18 protein-coding genes and 1 pseudogene are annotated in these 20,215 nt (G+C 60.8%); 5 read left to right on the forward strand and 14 right to left on the reverse strand.

Features of this window, described 5'->3' with window-relative positions; genetic code table 11:
- Positions 1-328 precede the first annotated feature (328 nt).
- Positions 329-2,221, forward strand: coding sequence for a penicillin-binding protein 2 (gene mrdA, locus ACZRJ6_RS12940; RefSeq protein WP_463968865.1), 1,893 nt, complete (start codon positions 329-331; stop codon positions 2,219-2,221).
- 28 nt (positions 2,222-2,249) lie between these two features.
- Here the strand turns inward: mrdA and ACZRJ6_RS12945 are convergent, their stop codons facing one another.
- Complete coding sequence (locus ACZRJ6_RS12945) at positions 2,250-2,660, reverse strand: GFA family protein (RefSeq protein ID WP_463968864.1); 411 nt, start codon at positions 2,658-2,660, stop codon at positions 2,250-2,252.
- A gap of 56 nt (positions 2,661-2,716) precedes the next feature.
- Between ACZRJ6_RS12945 and ACZRJ6_RS12950 the strand changes: the two genes are divergently transcribed.
- On the forward strand, positions 2,717-2,851 hold the full coding sequence (locus ACZRJ6_RS12950) for a hypothetical protein (protein WP_463968863.1): 135 nt from the start codon (positions 2,717-2,719) through the stop codon (positions 2,849-2,851).
- Between the two features lies 1 nt (position 2,852).
- On the opposite strand, the gene ACZRJ6_RS12955 is transcribed toward ACZRJ6_RS12950, so the two are convergent.
- From ACZRJ6_RS12955 to ACZRJ6_RS12975, 5 genes are all read right to left on the reverse strand, one after another.
- Positions 2,853-3,833: a cyclase family protein gene (locus ACZRJ6_RS12955; RefSeq protein ID WP_463968862.1), complete on the reverse strand. Its 981-nt coding sequence runs from the start codon at positions 3,831-3,833 to the stop codon at positions 2,853-2,855.
- A gap of 28 nt (positions 3,834-3,861) precedes the next feature.
- Positions 3,862-4,620: an SDR family oxidoreductase gene (locus tag ACZRJ6_RS12960; protein ID WP_463968861.1), complete on the reverse strand. Its 759-nt coding sequence runs from the start codon at positions 4,618-4,620 to the stop codon at positions 3,862-3,864.
- A gap of 32 nt (positions 4,621-4,652) precedes the next feature.
- On the reverse strand, positions 4,653-6,101 hold the full coding sequence (locus ACZRJ6_RS12965) for an aldehyde dehydrogenase family protein (RefSeq protein ID WP_463968860.1): 1,449 nt from the start codon (positions 6,099-6,101) through the stop codon (positions 4,653-4,655).
- 2 nt (positions 6,102-6,103) lie between these two features.
- Positions 6,104-7,210 carry a tartrate dehydrogenase gene (locus ACZRJ6_RS12970; protein WP_463968859.1) on the reverse strand — a complete coding sequence of 369 codons (1,107 nt, stop codon included), beginning with the start codon at positions 7,208-7,210 and terminating at the stop codon, positions 6,104-6,106.
- Between the two features lie 134 nt (positions 7,211-7,344).
- Positions 7,345-8,232: a LysR family transcriptional regulator gene (locus ACZRJ6_RS12975; RefSeq protein ID WP_463968858.1), complete on the reverse strand. Its 888-nt coding sequence runs from the start codon at positions 8,230-8,232 to the stop codon at positions 7,345-7,347.
- 237 nt (positions 8,233-8,469) lie between these two features.
- Here ACZRJ6_RS12975 and ACZRJ6_RS12980 point away from each other — a divergent pair, with 237 nt between their 5' ends.
- Positions 8,470-10,827 carry a DNA polymerase II gene (locus tag ACZRJ6_RS12980; RefSeq protein WP_463968857.1) on the forward strand — a complete coding sequence of 786 codons (2,358 nt, stop codon included), beginning with the start codon at positions 8,470-8,472 and terminating at the stop codon, positions 10,825-10,827.
- Here the strand turns inward: ACZRJ6_RS12980 and ACZRJ6_RS12985 are convergent.
- A complete protein-coding gene (locus ACZRJ6_RS12985) occupies positions 10,824-11,054 on the reverse strand; it encodes an AbrB/MazE/SpoVT family DNA-binding domain-containing protein (RefSeq protein WP_463968856.1) in 231 nt (76 codons plus the stop codon). The two genes, ACZRJ6_RS12980 and ACZRJ6_RS12985, sit on opposite strands and share 4 nt — an antisense overlap.
- A gap of 405 nt (positions 11,055-11,459) precedes the next feature.
- Here ACZRJ6_RS12985 and ACZRJ6_RS12990 point away from each other — a divergent pair, with 405 nt between their 5' ends.
- A complete protein-coding gene (locus ACZRJ6_RS12990; protein ID WP_463968855.1) occupies positions 11,460-12,002 on the forward strand; it encodes a DUF4174 domain-containing protein in 543 nt (180 codons plus the stop codon).
- Between the two features lie 108 nt (positions 12,003-12,110).
- Here the strand turns inward: ACZRJ6_RS12990 and ACZRJ6_RS12995 are convergent, their stop codons facing one another.
- The 3 genes and pseudogenes from ACZRJ6_RS12995 to inhA form a co-directional block, all read right to left on the reverse strand.
- Complete coding sequence (locus ACZRJ6_RS12995) at positions 12,111-13,583, reverse strand: mannose-1-phosphate guanylyltransferase/mannose-6-phosphate isomerase (RefSeq protein WP_463968854.1); 1,473 nt, start codon at positions 13,581-13,583, stop codon at positions 12,111-12,113.
- A pseudogene (locus ACZRJ6_RS13000) lies at positions 13,583-13,789 on the reverse strand (sugar transferase); the annotation flags it as partial. The pseudogene ACZRJ6_RS13000 and the gene ACZRJ6_RS12995, both read right to left, overlap by 1 nt.
- A 139-nt stretch (positions 13,790-13,928) precedes the next feature.
- Positions 13,929-14,609, reverse strand: coding sequence for an isonitrile hydratase (inhA, locus tag ACZRJ6_RS13005; protein WP_463968853.1), 681 nt, complete (start codon positions 14,607-14,609; stop codon positions 13,929-13,931).
- Positions 14,610-14,727: 118 nt separating this feature from the next.
- Here inhA and ACZRJ6_RS13010 point away from each other — a divergent pair, with 118 nt between their 5' ends.
- Positions 14,728-15,711: a GlxA family transcriptional regulator gene (locus ACZRJ6_RS13010; RefSeq protein ID WP_463968852.1), complete on the forward strand. Its 984-nt coding sequence runs from the start codon at positions 14,728-14,730 to the stop codon at positions 15,709-15,711.
- Between the two features lie 10 nt (positions 15,712-15,721).
- On the opposite strand, the gene ACZRJ6_RS13015 is transcribed toward ACZRJ6_RS13010, so the two are convergent.
- The 4 genes from ACZRJ6_RS13015 to ACZRJ6_RS13030 all read right to left on the reverse strand — a co-directional run bounded on the left by ACZRJ6_RS13015 (position 15,722) and on the right by ACZRJ6_RS13030 (position 20,144).
- Positions 15,722-16,636, reverse strand: a complete 915-nt coding sequence (locus tag ACZRJ6_RS13015) for an alpha/beta fold hydrolase (RefSeq protein WP_463968851.1) — start codon at positions 16,634-16,636, stop codon at positions 15,722-15,724.
- Between the two features lie 37 nt (positions 16,637-16,673).
- Positions 16,674-17,237 carry a GNAT family N-acetyltransferase gene (locus ACZRJ6_RS13020; RefSeq protein ID WP_463968850.1) on the reverse strand — a complete coding sequence of 188 codons (564 nt, stop codon included), beginning with the start codon at positions 17,235-17,237 and terminating at the stop codon, positions 16,674-16,676.
- A 287-nt stretch (positions 17,238-17,524) separates the two neighbouring features.
- On the reverse strand, positions 17,525-19,351 hold the full coding sequence (locus tag ACZRJ6_RS13025) for a glycoside hydrolase family 15 protein (protein ID WP_463968849.1): 1,827 nt from the start codon (positions 19,349-19,351) through the stop codon (positions 17,525-17,527).
- Positions 19,344-20,144 (reverse strand): glucose 1-dehydrogenase, encoded by an 801-nt coding sequence (locus ACZRJ6_RS13030; protein ID WP_463968848.1) that lies wholly within the window; start codon positions 20,142-20,144, stop codon positions 19,344-19,346. The genes ACZRJ6_RS13025 and ACZRJ6_RS13030 overlap by 8 nt, the downstream gene beginning before the upstream one ends.
- Positions 20,145-20,215 lie beyond the last annotated feature (71 nt).

Raw genomic sequence — 20,215 nt, forward strand, 5'->3', positions numbered from 1 at the left:
TCGTCAAGATTAAATTCCGAAACCCCATTTGCGAAAGCAGATGGGGTTTTGTTTTGGGCGCTCGAAAAGTATGAGCGAGCGCCTGCCAGTCGCCTTCAACGCTAAAGTCCATCCCTCCGTCGAGTATCCACACGCCCAGAACGAAAAAATGCATGAATAGGAACAATAATATTGATGCGCAAGCACGAATCAGACTCGGAGGATTGCCGTTGGGGAAAACGATGCAAAGTGTTTCAGCATTTTTGGTATGGTGCAGCAGATTCTCACAGGGACGTATTTTTCAGACGTAGGAGGCGGTGCCTATCTTATTCAACGAGATGCTGTAGAAATGCCTGAACCGATACCCATCAAAGATCACGAAAAAGAAAACCGTCTGGTCAACAAACGGCTATTGGCCTGTGCGCTGTTCGTGGTCGGCATTACCTGTACCCTGGTAGGGCGGATGTATTTCCTGCAGGTGGTGGAGTTTGACTATCACTCCACCATTTCGGAAAACAACAGGGTCCATGTCCTACCGATTACCCCGACCCGCGGGCTGATCTATGACCGCAATGGTGTGGTCCTGGCTGATAATCGACCCAGCTACAACCTGACCATCACTCGCGAGCGCACCGCTGATCTCAAGGGCGAACTGGACTCCATCGTCAGCCTCCTGCATCTGCCAGCCGAAGACCGCGCGGTATTCGACAAGGCGCTGAAGCAGGCGCGTCACCCCTTCGTGCCCGTGACGCTCTTTTACGAGCTGACCGAAGAACAGATCGCCGTGCTCGCCGTCAACGAGTTCCGCCTTCCCGGTGTGGACGTGGAGCCGCAGTTCGTTCGTCATTATCCATTGGGGGCGCACTTTGCCCACTCCATTGGCTACGTCGGGCGCATCAACGAAAAAGAATCCAAGTCGCTGGACTCGGTTGAATACCGTGGCACGCAATCCATCGGCAAAACCGGTATTGAACGCTTCTACGAGTCGCAGTTGCACGGCCACGTCGGTTATGAAGAGGTCGAAACCAACGCTCAAGGCCGTGTCCTGCGGGTGCTCAAGCACACCGACCCCATCCCGGGGGAAAACATCGTCCTCAGCCTGGACGTCAAACTCCAGGAAGCTGCCGAAGAAGCCTTGGGCGATCGCCGAGGATCGGTGGTGGCACTTGATCCGCAAACCGGCGAAGTCCTGGCGATGGTCAGCAAGCCGAGTTTTGACCCGAACCTGTTCGTCACCGGCATTAGCTTCAAGGAATACGCCGCGCTGCATGACTCCCTAGACCGGCCACTGTTCAACCGAGTGTTGCGCGGACTCTACGCGCCAGGTTCGACTATCAAGCCGGAAGTGGCCATCGCCGGTCTCGACAGCGGTGTAGTCACCGCCCAGACCCGAGTATTTGACCCAGGCTACTACCAGCTCCCGGATTTCGACCACAAATACCGCAACTGGAACCATAGCGGCGACGGCTGGGTGGACATGGACGCTGCAATCATGCGCTCCAACGACACTTACTTTTATGACTTGGCCCACAAGCTCGGCATTGATCGCCTGCACGACTACATGGCCGAGTTCGGCTTGGGCCAGAAAGTATCCCTGGACATGTTCGAAGAGTCCGCCGGTTTGATGCCTTCCCAGGCCTGGAAGCGCGCCACCCGCCGCCAGCCGTGGTTTCCGGGGGAAACAGTGATCCTTGGCATCGGCCAGGGCTATATGCAGGTCACGCCATTGCAACTGGCCCAGGCCACCGCGCTGATCGCCAACAAAGGCGTGTGGAACCGCCCGCATCTGGCCAAGACCATCAACGGCGTGCCGCCAGTAGATGAAAATCCGATGCCCAACGTTGTCCTCAAAAATCCGCGGGATTGGGAGCAGGTCAACCACGGCATGCAGTTGGTGATGCACGACCCTCGCGGTATCGCCCGGGCTTCCGCCGCCGGCGCGCAATACCGGATTGCCGGCAAAAGTGGCACCGCCCAAGTGGTGGCGATCAAGCAGGGCGAGCGCTACAACCGCTTGAAGACCCTGGAGCGCAACCGGGACAACGCCTTGTTCGTCGGTTTTGCTCCGGCGGAGCACCCGAAAATCGTGATTTCGGTGATGATCGAAAACGGCGAGGCGGGCGGTCGTGTGGCGGGTCCCGTAGTGCGGCAAATCATGGATGCGTGGCTGCTGGATCAGGACGGCCATTTGAAGCCGCAATACGCCACGCCAAGCAAGGCGCCGGGTGATCCCCACGTCTGAAATCCAGCTCAGGAAGGCATGAAGATATTCATGCCTTCCATTCCTCCCACCGAGCTATCCCTTCATAGGCCAGCCACGGTACATCATGGGACGTCCAGATGTGACATTCAGGCCTGTCTCCCGGGTCATCATCCAACGTCGCCACCCGCACAATCACATGAGGCTGATGCGCCCGTTCGGCCATCAGATGAGAGCCGCAGCGCGAGCAGAAATGCCTGAACTTCCCCGGTGAAGATTCGAACGACGATAAAAGCGATTGGCCTTGAATCCAGCGGAAATGCTCACGCATGACCCCCGCAGTTGCGACGAATGCCGCCGCATGCGCCTTGCGACAGCTCTGGCAGTGACAGTGGCTGACAGGCATGTCGAGCCTGTCCAGTTGGTATTGCACTGCTTTGCACAAACAGCTGCCATGGAGAGGTTTCAGCGGACTATTCATAAAGTGCCGGCGTTTGGGGGAGAGGCGATTATTCTACCTTGAGCGCGGGAAGGTACATGGAACCGCTACCGCTGCGAAGTCGACAAGCAATTGTAGATGCGGATTTCAAGGGCTTCGCCACACTCACGGTCGATCATGCCCAGCAACGCTTTGGTGCTACCCAGGCCCTGGCCGTGTCTTACGGCGGATGAGCTATTTGATTACCACCGGGTTCACCGGCGCGCCGCTGCCGCCAACAATCTTCAACGGCGCGGCGGTGTAGAGGAACTTCCACTGGCCGTCGTCGGCACAGTCAGCGGCCAGATCCTCCAACAGCACGATCTCGGTAAAGGCGATCCCCAGGTTGCGCATCAACGCGCAATGCAGGGGAATCTGTACCCCGGACACCGGATCGGTGATCACCTCGTTGGCGATGGTGTCGGTCACCAGGTTGGGGATTTCCATCTCGTGGAACCACTCCACCAGTTCCCGGCTGTAGGTCAGCCCCGGTTCCATCAAATCCTTGAAGAACTCAGTCTTGCCCAGCTCATAAAACGCGCCCATGGAGCCGGTGCGGATGATCAGGATGTCGCGCTTTTCGATGGTCACGCCCTGGGCCTTGGCGGCGTCGAGCAAGTCCAGGTGGTTGAAGGTTTCGCCACGGCCCAAGCACTTCTTGCCGCGATGGCGGGCCATGTCGATCAGCACCGCACGCCCGACCACGCCACGCTCGGCGATGGCCAGTACACTGGCCTTGGCCATGCCGCCGACAGTGCTCTGGGCGTCGTAGCCGTTCCACAATTGATTATCGTACCAGGCGTGGCCGAGGGCGTCGTACTGGGTCGAGCCTTGCAGCTGCATGAAGATCACGTCATCGCAATACGCCGCGCCGCCGGTCATGTGCGGCTGCTTTCCAAAATGGTAATGGCTGTGATCCAGGGTGTTGAAGCGCATGGACGGATTGCGCGACGGCCACATTGGGTCGCCGCCCGGATGGCCGATTTGCACTTGCAGGGTAAAGGTCTTGCCCTGACGCACGGCTGCAACGCCGCGCAGTACTTCGGCTTCGGTCAGGTAATTGAGGGCGCCGACTTCGTCGTCCGGCCCCCATTTACCCCAGTTCTTTGGCAGGCCTTCCAGTAATTGCTTGGTGTTCGGTTCGTTGTTATTGCTCTTGTTATGCAGGTCGCACATATCGATTCTGATCCCTTCAGTCGTTGAGTTACACGCAGCGCCCACCATCGACTTCAAGGCAGGTGCCGGTGATGAACGCCGCTTCGTCCGACGCTAGATACAAGCAGGCATTGGCCACATCCTGTGGGGTGGAAAAGCGCCCCAGCGGAATGCTCGCCATGAACTTCTGACGGTTCTCTGGAGTGTCCGGCACGCCCATGAACTCACTGAGCAACGCCGTGGCGCCCACCACTGGATTCACGCAGTTGACGCGAATATTGTCCGGCCCCAGTTCCGCCGCCATGGTCTTGCTCATGACTACCACCGCGCCCTTGCTGCCGTTATACCAGACCAATCCCGGACGCGGACGAATCGCTGCCGTCGAGGCGATATTGACGAATACGCCGCCGCCCTGGCCGCGAAAATGCGGCACAAAATGCTTGGCGCTGAGGAAGATGCTTTTGACGTTGACCGCAAATACCCGGTCGAACTCTGCTTCATCGACTTCCAGCATCGGCCGGTTGCGGTGAGTGGTGCCGGCGTTATTGATGACAATATCCAGCCCGCCGAATTGCTCCAGGGTGCCACGGAGCAGGGCGCCCATGCTTTCATCGTTGGCCACGTTGACCTCGATAAAGTGTGCATGGCCACCGCTTTCGGCGATTTCATTGGCCACCCGCTGACCGCCGACGGCGTTCATATCGGCGACAATAACCCGTGCACCCTGCTGGGCGAAGGTCTTGGCGATACCTTCGCCAAAGCCGGAACCTGCCCCGGTAACGATGGCGACTTTGTTTGCTAGACGCATGGAGTGTTCTCCTTTCTTGTTGTTGTGATGAATCAGCCGTGTTTGATTGCAATGGTCTTCAAGGTGGTAAAGCCCAGCAGTGCCTCGAAGCCTTTTTCCCGGCCATAACCGCTGGCCTTGACGCCGCCGAACGGCAATTCGACGCCGCCGCCCGCACCGTAGTTATTGATAAAAACCTGGCCGCAACGCAGCTTGCGGGCCAGGCGCATTTGCCGTGCGCCGTCACGGGTCCAAACGCCCGCCACCAGCCCGAATTCGGTGCCGTTGGCCAGGCGAATGGCCTCGGCCTCATTGTCAAAGGGCATTACCGCCAGTACCGGTCCAAAGACTTCCTGCTGCGCCAGGCGGCTGCCTTCTGGCACGTCGCGAAACAGCACCGCTTCCTGGAAATAGCCACCGCTGCCGGCTTCGGCCACTACGGTGCCGCGCGCCGCAACCGTGATCCCTGCCTGTTCGGCTTCGCGAATAAACTCACGCACCAGACGTTGCTGCTTTTGATTGATCAGCGGGCCCATATCCAGGTCCAGCGCCGATGGACCGGCGCGCAGTTCAGAGAAGCGCTGGCTGAGTCTTGCCAACAACGCTTCATAAATACTGCGTTCCACCAAAAGGCGGCTACCCGCCGAACAGGTCTGCCCGCAGTTCTGCACGATGGAATTGACCAGTACCGGCAGCGCCTCATCCAGGTCGGCATCGGCAAAGACGATTTGCGGCGACTTGCCGCCCAGTTCCAGGGTCACTGGACAATGGCGTTCGGCGGCAGCTTTCGACACCGCCGTGCCAGTAACGGTGGAGCCGGTGAAGGAGATGTGATCGATGCCCGGATGAGCGCACAACGCCGCGCCCGCTTCATAGCCGTAGCCGGTGACCACGTTGATCGCTCCGGCCGGGAAGCCTACCTCAGCGGCAATTTGCGCCAGGCGCAGCAGCGACAGGCTGGCGTCTTCCGCCGGCTTGACCACGCAGGCATTGCCCGCCGCCAACGACGCGCCGACGCTGCGGCCAAAAATCTGCATCGGGTAATTCCACGGGATGATGTGCCCGGTCACCCCGTGGGGTTCGCGCACCGTCAGTACCGTGTAACCGGCCTGGTAGGGCAGGGTTTCGCCATGCAGCTTGTCGGCGGCGCCGGCGTAGTACTCAAAATAACGGGCGAGGGCGGTGGCGTCGGCGCGAGCAACTTTCAGCGCCTTGCCGGTGTCCCGCGCTTCGATCTGCGCCAGTTCTTCGTGATGTTCCAGCACCGCCATACCAAGCTTGGCCAGCAAGCGGCTGCGCTCTACGGCAGACAATGCCCCCCACGGGCCGTCGAAGGTTTCGCCCAGTGCCAGGCGCGCGGCGCTGACAGCCGAATCAATATCGGCAGCGCTGCCACGGGCAATACTGGAGTAGGTTTCACCGGTACTCGGATCGATCACCGCAATGTCTTTCAGCGAGGTGGAGGCCTGCCATTGATTGTCGATGTAATGTGCGTTTTTCATGCTCAACTCCTGTTCCCAGCGACGCATGCTGCGATGGCCCGACCTACTTCAAGGGTGCTGGCGCTGCCGCCCATTTCTCGGGTGCGCGGGCCTTCGGCGAGGACCGTTTCGATGGCGCTGACGATAGCTGCAGAGGCTTCCTGATAGCGCGGATCTGCGTCTCCCAAGTGTTCGATCATCAGCGCCGCCGACCAGATCTGGCCGATCGGATTCGCGATGCCAAGCCCGGCAATGTCCGGCGCCGAACCATGTACGGGCTCAAACAATGAAGGAAAGCGCCGCTCCGGGTTGAGGTTGGCCGACGGCGCAATGCCGATGGTGCCGGTACAGGCCGGGCCCAGGTCGGAAAGGATGTCGCCAAACAGATTGGACGCCACCACCACGTCAAACCAATCAGGGTGCTGGACGAAGTGGGCGCAGAGGATATCGATGTGAAACTTGGCGGTCTTGACGTCCGGGTAGCGCTGGGCGATCAGGTTCACCCGCTCGTCCCAGAACGGCATGGTGATGGAAATACCGTTGGACTTGGTCGCCGCCACCAGGTTTTTTCTTGGTCGCTGCTGTGCCAGCTTGAAGGCGTAGTCCACCACTCGGTCTACGCCTTCGCGGGAGAATATCGACTCCTGCACGGCGATCTCCCGCGAGGTGCCTTCCCACATCCGTCCGCCGACGCTGGAGTATTCGCCCTCGGTGTTTTCCCGCACCACGATAAAGTCGATATCTCCCGGTACTCGACCGGCCAGGGGGCAGGGCACGCCAGGCATCAGGCGCACTGGGCGAATATTCACGTATTGGTCGAACTGGCGACGGATCTTAAGCAGCGATTCCCACACGGCGGTGTGGTCGGCAATGATGTCCGGCGCGCCGACGGCGCCGAAGAAAATCGCGTCATGGCCGCCGATCTGCTCGGCCCAGTCGTCCGGCATCATGGTGCCGTGGGCCAGATAGTGCTCGCTGCACCAGGCAAAGTGATCGAAGTGAAAGCCAATGCCGAAGCGCTGGCTGACGGCTTCCAGCACCCGCAGGCCTTCGGGCACCACCTCGCGGCCGATGCCATCGCCGGGAATCACGGCGATTCGGTGGATGGGGCTGGTCGTGGAATTGGACACGCCGTGTCTCCTGTTTTGTTTTTCTTATTGTTCAAAAGTAAGGGCAACTCTGGCGGGGCATTCTTGGCACAGGTGTGGCAGTTGGGGAATTGCTTATTGTGGAATCGGCCTTCGCGAAATTCGAAGGCCGATGGTTATGCGCGGTTGCAGGTGCTGAGGTAGTCGAACAACGCCAGGCTAGTCAGCGAAGGCTGTTCCTTGCGCATGCAGAGGTACATCTGTCGGTCGGCCCAGCTGTCGTCGATTTCGATAAAGCGCAAGGCCATCTCCTTGCGGAAGATCTGCACCGCACCCTGAGGCAGCACGCCAACACCCTGGCCGGCGGCGATCAGGCGGCACACCGCTTCGAAGCTGCGCACCTGCACCCGCAACCTCAGGGGCATACCGATTGCAGCGGCAGCCTCGGTGATCAGCGGCGTGATGGCGGCGTTGTCTTCCAGGCCGACAAAGTCATAGCCGAGCAAATCCTCAAAGCGTGCATGACGCATTTTGAGCGGGTGGTCGCTGGGCACGATCAGGCACAGGCGATCCTGGCAGTAGGGTTCAAAGCGCAACTCTTCACCGCTGGGCCGGGTGGTGACGATGCCGACATCCGCCACGCCTTCACGCACGGCCTGGAGAATCTCCCGGCTGCGTTCCTCGCGGATATCCACGCGGATGCCGGGATGCAGCGCGTTCCAGTGGGTCAGTTGGCGCGGCAGTTCCTGACTCATCGCCGAACTGTTGGCATACAGGCAAACTCGGCCGGTGGCGCCCTTGGCGTAATCGGCGAGGTCGGCGTGCATTACATCCACCGCCCGCAGGATCGACTGCGCATGCTGGGCCAATACGTCCCCGGCTGCCGTCGGCAATACACCGGTGGACGTGCGGGTCAGCAGGGCAACCTTGAAGTGCTGCTCCAGCAACGACAGGCGCCGGCTGGCGGCGGAAAGGGAGATATGCGACTGCTCGGCCGCCCGGGACAGGCTGCCCAGCTTGACCGTCTTGAGGAACAGTTCGATGGAAGTGAGGTCGGGGGCCATGCCGGGGTCCTTGTGGGCGGTGTTGGAAAACTACGCAGTTGGCGAGCGGCTGTCCAACCACCGGGAGGTAAAGCCGCTCCCACGCTAGTTCTACCTTGTTTGTCAGTCCACATTCCTTAACTGACAGGCATTGGGACAAAGGTGTGAGTGCCCGTAGGTAATTTCCGTTAACGTGCCGTGTTTTATGGGATGCCGAGTAGAATCACCCCCTGAAAGCGATTCTTGAGGTGCGGCACGGTGGACTTACAGCAGGGTTTTGTCCTGACCCGGCATTGGCGCGATACCCCGGCGGGTACGGAGGTCAGTTTTTGGCTGGCCACCGACCAGGGCCCCCGGCAGATCCGCTTACCTGTGCAGCCTTCGGTGATGTTTATCCCGGCCGCCCATCGCAAGCCCGCCGAAATGCTGCTGCGGGGGGAGCGCAATGTCCAATTGCGTCCCCTTGAGCTGTGCGACTTCCATCATCGCCCCGTGCTGGGCCTCTACACTCGCCAGCATCGCCAACTGATGGACCTGGAAAAGCGCCTGCGCAAGGCTGGCGTCGATGTCTACGAAGGCGACGTGCGCCCACCCGAGCGCTACATGATGGAGCGCTTTATCACCGCGCCAGTGTGGTTTGGCGGCACGCCTGACAGTAGCGGTACACTGCTGGACGCGCAGATGAAGCCCGCGCCGGACTACCGCCCGCCACTGAAGCTGGTCTCCCTGGACATCGAAACCACCGCCCAGGGCGACCTGTACTCCATCGCCCTGGAAGGCTGCGGTGAACGCCAGGTGTATATGCTCGGCCCGCCCAACAAAACCGACGCGGTGGACTTCAAGCTCGACTATTGCGACAGCCGCGCCCAGTTGCTCGAACGCCTGAACCAATGGCTGGCGCAACACGACCCCGATGCAATCATCGGCTGGAATCTGGTGCAGTTCGACCTGCGGGTCCTCCATGAACATGCCCAACGCCTGAACGTGCCGCTGTTGCTGGGCCGTGGCGGCGATGCCATGGGCTGGCGCGAACACGGCAGTCGCAATCACTACTTCGCCGCCGCCGCCGGGCGGTTGATCATCGACGGTATCGAAGCCCTGCGCTCGGCGACCTGGAGCTTTGAATCCTTCAGCCTGGAAAACGTCGCGCAGACCCTGCTGGGCGAAGGCAAGTCGATTTCCACGCCGTACCAGCGCATGGACGAAATCAACCGCATGTTCGCCGAGGACAAGCCCGCCCTGGCGCGTTACAACCTCAAGGACTGCGAACTGGTGACGCGGATTTTCGAGAAGACCGAGTTGCTTAAATTTCTCCTGGAACGTGCCAGCGTCACCGGTCTGCCGGCGGACCGCAACGGCGGCTCGGTGGCGGCCTTTACTCACTTGTACATGCCGCTGATGCATCGCCAGGGCTTTGTCGCGCCGAACCTCGGCGACAAACCACCCCAGGCCAGCCCCGGCGGCTTTGTCATGGATTCGCGCCCCGGCCTCTACGAATCGGTGCTGGTGCTCGATTACAAAAGCCTCTATCCGTCAATTATCCGCACCTTCCTCATCGACCCGGTGGGGCTGGTGGAAGGTCTGCGTTATCCCGAGGACAGCGAATCGGTGGAAGGCTTTCGCGGTGCGCGTTTTTCCCGTACCCGCCATTGCCTGCCAGCCATCGTCGCCCGTGTATCGGAAGGCCGCGAAGTGGCCAAGCGCGAACACAACGCGCCGCTGTCCCAGGCTCTGAAAATCATCATGAACGCCTTCTACGGCGTGCTGGGTTCCAGCGGCTGCCGGTTCTTCGACACGCGGCTGGCGTCGTCCATCACCCTGCGCGGCCACCAGATCATGCGTCAGACCCGTGAGCTGGTTGAGGCCCAGGGCTATGAAGTGATCTACGGTGACACCGACTCCACTTTCGTCTGGCTGGGCAGTGCCCACTCCCAGGAGGACGCCGCACGTATTGGCCTGGACCTGGTGCAACGCGTCAACCAGTGGTGGCGCGAGCGCCTGCAGAGCGAGTTCGGTCTGCAAAGCGCCCTGGAGTTGCAGTACGAAACCCACTTCAGCCGTTTCCTGATGCCGACCATTCGCGGTGCGGAGGAGGGCAGCAAGAAGCGCTACGCCGGCCTGGTGACGCGGGCCGATGGCAGCGAAGAAATGGTCTACAAAGGCCTGGAAACCGTGCGCAGTGACTGGTCGCCCCTGGCGCGGCAATTCCAGCAGGAGCTTTACCAGCGGATATTCCATCGCCAGCCCCACCAGGATTATATGCGCGACTATGTGCGCCGCACCCTCAGTGGTGAGCTTGATGAGCTGCTGATCTACCGCAAACGCCTGCGTCGGCAGCTGGGCGACTATGAACGCAACGTCCCGCCCCATGTGCGCGCCGCGCGCCTGGCAGACGAATACAACGACCGCCAGGGCCGTCCGCGTCAGTACCAGAATGGTGGCTGGATCAGCTACGTGATCACCGTCAACGGCCCCGAGCCCCTGGAAATACGTCAGGCGCCAATCGACTACGACCACTATGTAACCCGGCAATTGCAGCCTGTCGCCGATGCGATTCTGCCGTTTGTGAATGATGACTTCGGCACGTTGGTCGGCGGTCAAATGGGCTTGTTCTAAACGGTTTGCCTGGAGGCTATGTGGGTCAGCTCTTCCACCAACTCATCCATCCGGTCCGCGATCTTCGGCGTGGTCGACAACACAAAACCCTTTTGCGTGCCCACGTAGGTTTCGACGATATACAGCGTATCGCCCACATCCAGCCCCAGTTCCTGCAAGGTTTCATCCGGCAGGCGAATGGCGCCGTCGCCGTCCCAGTCTTCGATAGTGACCCGTTTGCTGTGCATGATGGACTTCCGTTAAGCGATTGATACTCTAGCCTACCACCTCACGAGGTTCAGCCCGTGTACACGCTCTACGGAACCCAAGGCACCGGCTCGTGCATCATCGAAATCGCGCTGGGCGGGTGGGCGTGATGCGTTGCAACAGTCACGGCCTGAGTTTGCCTGGACCTTGGCGCAGATAGATATCGAACCGTTGGTGGCCCCGGTGTTCGCCCGGCACTGGCCTGATTGGGCGGCGCAATCATAGCTGCGTAATCAGAAGAAACAATGAGCCCTGAAGCTACGTAACCCCTTGCGTCGCGGGCGTCCTGACCTACGCTTTCTGGAAGGCTTGTAGGAATCATCCTTGAATTTGACTGTCGCAGACATGAAACTCAAGAACCTGCATGGAATTAGAAGGAGGTGCGCATGCTCATCCGGTCGCTGACCCTGGCTACCTTGATGGCTTTTACGGGGCCGCTGTTGGCTGCGGATAACCGAGGTCCGCTGGAACAGGATCTAGGCAAGTTCCGCCCGCTGATCGTTATTGCGCCCAGCTCCATCGACCCGACACAGGTCAAACTCAAGAAAGATCTTGAAGATCCTGCCAATAAGCAACTCTTCACCGAGCGCAGCATGGTGCTCTACACCGTGAACTACACCAACATTGGCACCGCTGGCCAGCGCGACGGCAAGGACTTGGGTGCCCAGGACACTAACGCGCTGATTCGTGCGCTCAAACTCGGTGCCGGCGCCGGTACTAAAGTGATCCTGGTAGGCAAGGACGGCGAGAAGAAAGTCGAAAAGACTGTTCCACCGGATACCCTCGATCTTGCGGAATTCTTCGCTGCCGTCGACAAGATGCCCATGGCTGAAAAAGAAGCGGCCGCGCCTGCTGAACCGCAACCCGCCGCCCCGGCCGCTGGCAAGGCTGGTGCCAAACCGGCAGCCCCTAAGCCGTTGGATGACTGAGCCGTTCGCTACCCGACCAGTGTGATGCCGGATCGGGTGGTGCTTTCAGGATGCCTTCTACGAGATCTCCAGAATTCCTCACCTGAGCAACGGCTTTTTGCTGTGGTGCTAGGGCTTCGGCTCCTTTGGCACATCCACCGGTGCGCGACCGTAAATATCGTCGTAGCGCACGATGTCGTCTTCCCCCAGGTACTCGCCGCTCTGCACCTCGATCATCACCAGGTCGATGACGCCTGGGTTGGTCAGGCGGTGTTTGTGCCCGGCGGGGATGTAGGTGGACTCGTTCATGTTGAGCAGGATTTCCCGGTCGCCATTGGTGATCATCGCCGCGCCACTGACCACCACCCAGTGCTCGCTGCGGTGATGGTGCATTTGCAGGGACAACGAAGCCTTGGGCTTGACCACAATGCGCTTGATCTTGAACCGGGTACTTTCCTCCAGCACGGTGTAGGTGCCCCACGGCCGGGTGACGGTGCGGTGCAGGCTGAACGCCGGATGGTTCTGGCGCTTGAGTTCGGCGACGATGTAGCGCACGTCCTGGCTGCGGTTGGCGTCGGCAATCAGGATCGCGTCCGGGGTGTCGACGATGATCAGGTCGCGCACACCCACCGCGCCGAGTACACGCTTGGGTGAGTCGATGTAGCAGTTGTGCACGTCGTGCAGGATCGCCTCGCCGTTGATCTGGTTGCCGTTTTCATCGCTCGGTGTGAGCTGGCGCAGGGCTTCCCAGGAGCCGATATCGCTCCAGCCGATGTCGCAGGGCACCACGGCGACCTGGGCGGACTTCTCCATCAGCGCTACGTCGATGGAAATGTCCGGCGCGGTGCCGAAACCTTCCGGGTTCAGTTCGCGCTGGCGGCAACTGTTGTTGCGCAGGGTCTGGCTGTGTTCCAGCGCCAACTGGGCCGCATCCAGCACCGTCGGAGCGTGGGTGGCCAGTTCTTCCAGCAGGGCGGCGGCCTTGAAGCAGAACATCCCGGCGTTCCACAGGTGCTTGCCGCCGTCCAGATAACCCTGGGCGGTAGCCAGGTCAGGTTTTTCGACGAAGCGTTTGACCCGGAAACCTTCACCCAGGGCAGCGCCCTGCTCTATATAGCCGAAGCCGGTTTCCGGGCGGTCGGGCTGGATGCCAAAGGTCACCAGATAGCCGGCTTCGGCCAGCTCGCGAGCCTGGCTCACGGCCTCGGCGAAGGCACTTTCATCAAGGATCAGATGGTCGGCAGGCATCACCAGCAACTGCGCTTCGCCACCGAAATGCTCCTGCACATGCAGGGCGGCCACGGCGATGGCGGCGGCGGTGTTGCGACCGAACGGTTCCAGCAGCAGGTCGAGGGCCAGGTGCGCCGTGTTAACGGCGCGATAGTCGTCGAGGGTGCGGAACAACAGGTCGCGGTTGGTCACCGTCAGGATACTTTCCACGCCTGGCAGATGACTGGCCCGCAGGAACGTCTTCTGCAACAGGCTTTGGTCGTCACGCATGCGCATGAATGGCTTGGGCATGTTCTGCCGGGAAACAGGCCACAACCGCGTGCCCGAGCCGCCGGAAATGATGCACGGAATCAATCCGTTGAGGGTGTTCATCAATAGACTTCCTTGGTGGAAAGAACGGCCGGGATCGTCATGAAAACGATAGACAGGTCTAGCCACACTGACCACTTGGCGATGTATTCCAGGTCGTATTCAACCTGCTTCTGGATCTTGAACAGGGTGTCGGTTTCGCCACGGTAGCCGTTGATCTGCGCCCAGCCGGTAATGCCTGGCTTGACCCGGTGACGTGAGCCGACCTGGCGCAGCAGTCTTAATTGATAGTATTTCGCATTTTAGTCGCTGGCTGATGGATTGAGCAATCGTCGAGATGAGGACTGCGCGGATGTACACAAGTCGAGTGTGGGAGCAGGCAAGCCTGCATATTTTTGCCCCGTACCCTCAGCCTAACCTCGCCGCCGCCCGCGCCACGATTTCACCGCGAGTCTTGCGCGATTCAATCGTGCGCTTGTTGGCCTCTTCCAGCACATGCTTGGGCGCTGTGTCCGGCCGGCCCGAATTGAACGGTGGCGCAGGCGCATATTCCAGCTGCAATTGAACCAACTGCGCGGCCGCCTCGCTATACAGCTCCGCCGCCAGCGTCAGCGCAAAATCAATTCCTGCGGTGATCCCACCGCCCGTGAACAGATTACCGTCACGCACCACACGCTCTTGCACCGCAATCGCGCCCAAGGTGGTCAGCATGTCGTGGTAAGCCCAGTGCGTAGTCGCTCGCCGCCCCCGCAGCAAGCCCGCCGCCCCGAGCACCAGCGACCCGGTGCAAACTGACGTCACATAGCGCGCGGTTCGCGATTGTACCTTGAGGAAGCCCAGCGTCTGCGGGTCTTCCATCAACGGGCCGACACCGGCACCCCCCGGCACGCAAATCACATCCAGCACCGGGCATTCGTCGTAGGTCATGGTCGGCGTAAACACCAGCCCGGTGCTGGAAGTGACCGGTGCCAGGTCTTTCCAAATCAGGTGCAGCTGCACATCCGGCAACGATGCCAGCACGTCATAAGGCCCGGTGAGGTCCAGTTGCTGGATGCCGGGGAACAACACAAAGCCGATCTGCAAGGTCATGGCGAAACTCCTGATAGAGGGGAAGTGTTATAGGGGGCGCGATAAATGAATGGACGGCTTCACTCTAGTTACCTAGTCTTTGGCGCATACGCCATTAATCCCACGAATCACGCCAATCATGCCGAGAATTGTCCATGTGCTCGCGTTCCCCAATGTGCAAGTGCTCGACGTCACCGGGCCGCTGCAAGTGTTTGCCTCGGCCAACGATCTGGCCCGGCAGCAGGGTTTGCTGTTGCCTTATGCGGTGACGGTGATTGCCTCACAGGCCGAACCAGTGATGACCTCCGCCGGCCTGGCCCTGGTAGCCGAGCCACTGCCAGCGGCCGATGCGCCGTGTGACACGCTGGTGATTGCTGGTGGCTGGGGCGTGTACGGTGCCGCCGAGGACCCGGTGTTGGTGGACTGGGTTCGGCAAAAGGCCGGGCAATCGCGCCGGATGACCTCGGTGTGCACCGGCGCTTTCCTGTTGGCCGCCAGTGGCCTGCTGGACGGCTGCCGGGTGGCGACCCACTGGACCCGCTGTGCAGAATTGGCCCTCAAGTACCCAAAATTGCAGGTCGAGGCCAACCCGATTTTTATCCAGCAAGGTTCGGTGTGGACCTCCGCCGGGGTTACCGCCGGCATCGATTTGTGCCTGGCTTTGGTGGAGGAAGACTTGGGGCGCGCCGTGGCCCTGGAAGTGGCGCGGCACCTGGTGGTGTTTCTCAAACGCCCAGGCGGGCAATCGCAGTTCAGCGTGACACTGTCCTTACAACAAGTGTCCCTGCAAAAGGGCAGTAGCCGTTTCAGCGAGTTGCACGCCTGGATGGCCGAACACCTGAGCCTGGACTTGAGCATCCCGACCCTGGCGGCTCAAGCGGGTATGAGCGAGCGCAGTTTTGTGCGTCATTATCGCGCCGAAACCGGCCAGACCCCGGCGCGGGCTGTGGAGTTGATGCGGGTGGAAACCGCCCGCCGGCAACTGGCCGACAGCGCCACGTCGATCAAGCGAATCGCCGTGCAATGCGGTTTTGGCAGCGAAGAAACCCTGCGCCGCAGTTTTTTGCGGGCCTTGTCGGTGACGCCCCAGGCCTATCGCGAGCGGTTTTCCGTCAGCCAGTGATAGCGCGGGCTCAGTCATTCCCCGTTCGTTCAAGCAACTCAATCAGCGCCTCAAGCGTCGCCTGCGGTGCTTCCTGGGGAATATTGTGGCCCACCCCCGGCAGCACCCGCCGCCGATAAAACCCGCTGAAACGCCCCAGGTCATCATCCAGCATAGGCGCCGGGCCCACACCGTCGTCGGCCCCGCACAATGAAATACTCGGTACCGAAATCGCCGGCGGCTGCACCAGCGCCTGCTCTATCCCTTCCAGCGTCGGGTCGCCCGGGGCATACATGAAGCGGTGGCGATAGGAGTGGATCACCACCTCGACAAAGTCAGGGTTATCAAACGATGGCGCCGTCTGGCCGTACAGGTTCGGCCCGTCCGCCCAGGACGGCGACCACAGCGACCACAGCAGTTCACACAGCTCGCGACGGTTGGCGGTCAGGCCATCGACGCCCCGTTGCGTATGGAAGTAAAACTGATACCACAGGCGATGTTCCGTGATCGCTGCACGGGGTTTGATCGACGCCGCAATGTCCTGAATGTTGTAGCCATCGCCCGTCACCAGGCAGCGCACCCGCTCGGGCCACAGCGCCGCGACGATGCAGGCGGCGCGCCCACCCCAGTCATAACCCGCCAGGGCGGCTTTTTCGATGGACAGGGCATCCATGAAATCCAGCAGATCCTTGGCCAGGGCCGCCTGCTGGCCGGAGCGCATTATGTCCGCGCTGATAAACCGAGTGGGGCCATAGCCGCGCAGGTAGGGCACTAGCACCCGCAAGCCCCGTGCCGCGAGGGCCGGTGCGATGTCGTCGTAGCCGCGCGGGTCGTAGGGGAAACCGTGGAGCAGAATTGCCACTTCGCCGTCGGCCGGGCCATGGGCTTCATAGGCTATGTCGAGCATCGGGGTGCGGACGTAATGCAGCGCTGCGATGTGGTTCATCGGTGCTCCGTTCGGAGGGACAGAAGACTGAGGGACTTTAGCCGGAAACTACCGTGGATGCTGTTGGATAATCATGGGCAAGTAACGCCAATATGTGCAGGTCCTGACGCTGGCCGGCCCAGAACCCCGCCTCGCGCAACGTACCTTCCTTGCCGAACCCCAGACGTCCAAGCAATGCCAGCGACGCGTGGTTCTGCGGGTGCACCAGGGCTTCGACGCGATGCAATTGCATTTCGGCAAAACCCCAATCGAGCATGGCCCGCAGCGCTTCACCCATCAACCCTCGGCCCCGAGCCTTGGGTGCCAGCTCACAAGCCAGCGAACAACTGCTCCAGCCCCGATTCCACTTGAAAAAACCACAGGTGCCCAGCAATTGGCCGTCGCATTCCAGCCCCCAGCGTGTACCAGGATTGGCCTGGGTGCGCCACTGAGCAAAGGTCTCGATCAAGGCCTGGGCCTGAAGCAGGTCCGTCATGGGATCAACGCCAAACCACTGCATGGCCTCGGCATCGCGATAAATCGAAAACAGCGCCGGGGCATCGCTGGCGACCAACTCCCTTAGCAGCAAGCGTTCGGTGTACAGGGTCGGGAAAACACTCATGTCGCACCTCCAGGCTGGCGCAATCCGATGCAGTTGCCCCACGGATCACGCACCTGGCATCTCCACGTGGCCGCTGGAAGCGTAGCGGTGCGCCAGTCGGGGACGTGGATGAGGATGGAGAGGATAGACATCAGTCAAATAAGACCTTCCCTGTGTTTATGCTTCGTCGTATGTGCTGGGTCATATTCTTTCCTTGAATATCTGGTGGTGCAGTAAAACGGTCGCACCGATATATACATAGCTTTTGATAATTGCAAAACAACCTGTGGCGAGCGGGCTTGTCCCCCTCAAGGCTGCCAGACGGTTTTCATGCCACTCAGCTTGCGATCCAAAAACGTCGCCGCGCTGATCAACGCCAAATGGCTCAACGCTTGTGGCGTATTGCCCAGATGTCGTGCCTGGCTGTCGAACTCCTCGGCATACAAACCCAGCGGATTGGCGTAGCGCAGCAACTGCTCAAACTCCAGGTGCGCCTTTTCCACTTGGCCTGCACGGGCCAAACATTCGACGTACCAGAATGAACAGGCGGCAAACGCGCCTTCGGTGCCTTGCAGGCCGTCGATCTGGCTGTCGTCGTTGCGGTAGCGGTAGACCATGCCGTCGCGCACCAGGTTTTTCTGGATCGCGTCCAGGGTCGACAACCAGCGCGGATCGGTAGCGGCAACGAAGCGCACCAGCGGCATCAGCAGCATCGAACCGTCGAGCTGGGTGCTGCCGATATGCTGCACGAAATGCCCGCGTTCTTCGTTCCAGAAATTGCTCCAGATATCTTCATAAATCGCCTGGCGGGTCTGGTCCCAACGGGCGAACGGCGCCGGCAGCGAACGTTTGGAGGCCAGGCGAATGGCGCGGTCCAGGGCCACCCAGCACATCAGCCGCGAATGCAAAAAATGATGCTGTTCGCCGCGCATCTCCCAGATGCCGACGTCTTTGTGGTTCCAGGTTTCGCAGACCTGACCCACCACTTCCAGGGTGTGTTTCCAGCCTTCATGGGAGATGGCTTCGCCGTATTTGTTGACCAGGTACACCGCGTCCATCAGTTCGCCGAAAATATCCAGCTGTACCTGGTCGTAGGCCTCATTACCGATACGTACCGGTTGCGCGCCGCCATGGCCGCGCAGGTGGCTCAGCTCGGTTTCGGGCAGCTCCTGGCGACCGTCGATGCCATACAGGATGTTGATCTTCATGGGCGCGCCGCAGCAGTCGCTGACCCGGCCCTTCAACCAGCGCATGTAGCTGTTGGCTTCCTCGACAAAGCCCAGGCGCATAAAGGCGTAGACGGTGAACGACGCATCGCGGATCCAGGTGTAGCGGTAGTCCCAGTTGCGCTCGCCGCCGGGGGTTTCCGGCAGGCCGAAGGTGGCGGCGGCGACAATGGCGCCGTGTTTACGCGAGGTCAACAGCTTCAAGGCCAAAGCCGAGCGGTTGACCATTTCCCGCCAGCGTCCGCGATAGTTGGACTGGGCGATCCAGTCGCGCCAGAACTTCAAGGTGCGCTCCAGGCACAGGTCGGTGCTGGTGCTTTCAATCCTGGGATCGTCGATGCCGCCGAGGACAAATTCGGCGCCTTGCTCCTGTTCCAGGGTGAAACTGACGACGGCTGCGTCGCCGTCGATCTGCAGGGCGTGGCTGCTGGCCAGGCGCAGGCCGGGTTGACCAGGGGTCTCAAAGCACACGTCGTCATTGTCGGCGGTGGCGCGGGTTGGCGCACGGGCGTAGTCATGGCGTACAGCGCAGCGCAGGTGAATCGTCGCCTTGCCGCTGACCACCCGCACCCGGCGAACCAGCAACGGCAGGTCGTCGACTTCTTCGCTGATGGTCAACAGGTCGGTGATTTCCACCACCGCCTCATCGCTGAGCCAGCGGGTTTGCAGGACGTTGGTGTCCGGCAGGTAAATTTGCTCGCGGCGGGCGTCGGGCAAGTCCGGAGTCAGTTGGAAGATCCCGGCAGCGGGGGAGTCCAGCAACGAACAGAAGATCGACGGGCTGTCGAACTCCGGCCAGCAGAAAAAGTCGATGCTGCCCTTGTCGTTGACCAGGGCGGCAGTGCGCATATCGCCGATGATGCCGTGGGCATCAATGGCGCTTTGTGCTTCGTTCTTCAGATCAACCATTGCCGCGAAACTCCGGATAAAGGCTCATGCCGCCATCAATAAACAAGGTGCTGCCCACCACATAATCGGAGGCATCGCTGGCCAGCCACACCACCGCGTTGGCCACGTCTTCGACATCGCCGACCCGACCGTAGGGAATCAACTTGAGCAGTTGCTGCTCGGCATCGCCCTCGGTGGCAGCGCGGTTGATTGCTGTGCGAATCGCCCCCGGCGCGATGCCGTTGATGCGAATGCGCTGCGGGCTGACTTCCTGGGCGAGGGTGCGCATCAGCATCTCGACACCGCCCTTGGACGCCGCGTAGTTGACGTGCCCGGCCCAGGGAATGAGCTGGTGGACCGAACTCATGTGGATGATTTTTCCGGCGGCCCGGGAGATACCTTCGCGGATGCCCTGGCGATTGAAGATACGCAAGGCTGCGCGGGCACAGAGGAACTGGCCGGTGAGGTTGACGCCGATGACGCTGTTCCAGTCGTCGAGGGTCATGTCCACGGCTGCGGCGTCTTTCTGCATACCGGAGTTGGCCACCAGAATGTCCAGGTGGCCGAAGGCGTCGAGGGTTTGCGCAAACAGTCGTTCGACGTCGGCCTCTTTTGAGACATCGGCGCCGACGGCAATCGCCCGGCCACCGCTGGCATTGATCTGCGCCGCCAAGGCTTGCGCCGGCGCCGCCTGAGCGTTGTAGTTCAGCACCACCGCAGCCCCGGCCTCGGCCAGAGCCTTGGCAGCTCCGGCGCCGATCCCGGAACTGGCGCCGGTGACCAGGGCCACTTGTTGATCCAACGAGATACGCATTCAGCACCCAACCTTTTCCAGAGCGTTCAGTTAGCTGACTGGCGGCGCCTGGCACAAGTTCACCGATTGGC

This window comes from Pseudomonas sp. C321 (genome assembly GCF_055407105.1).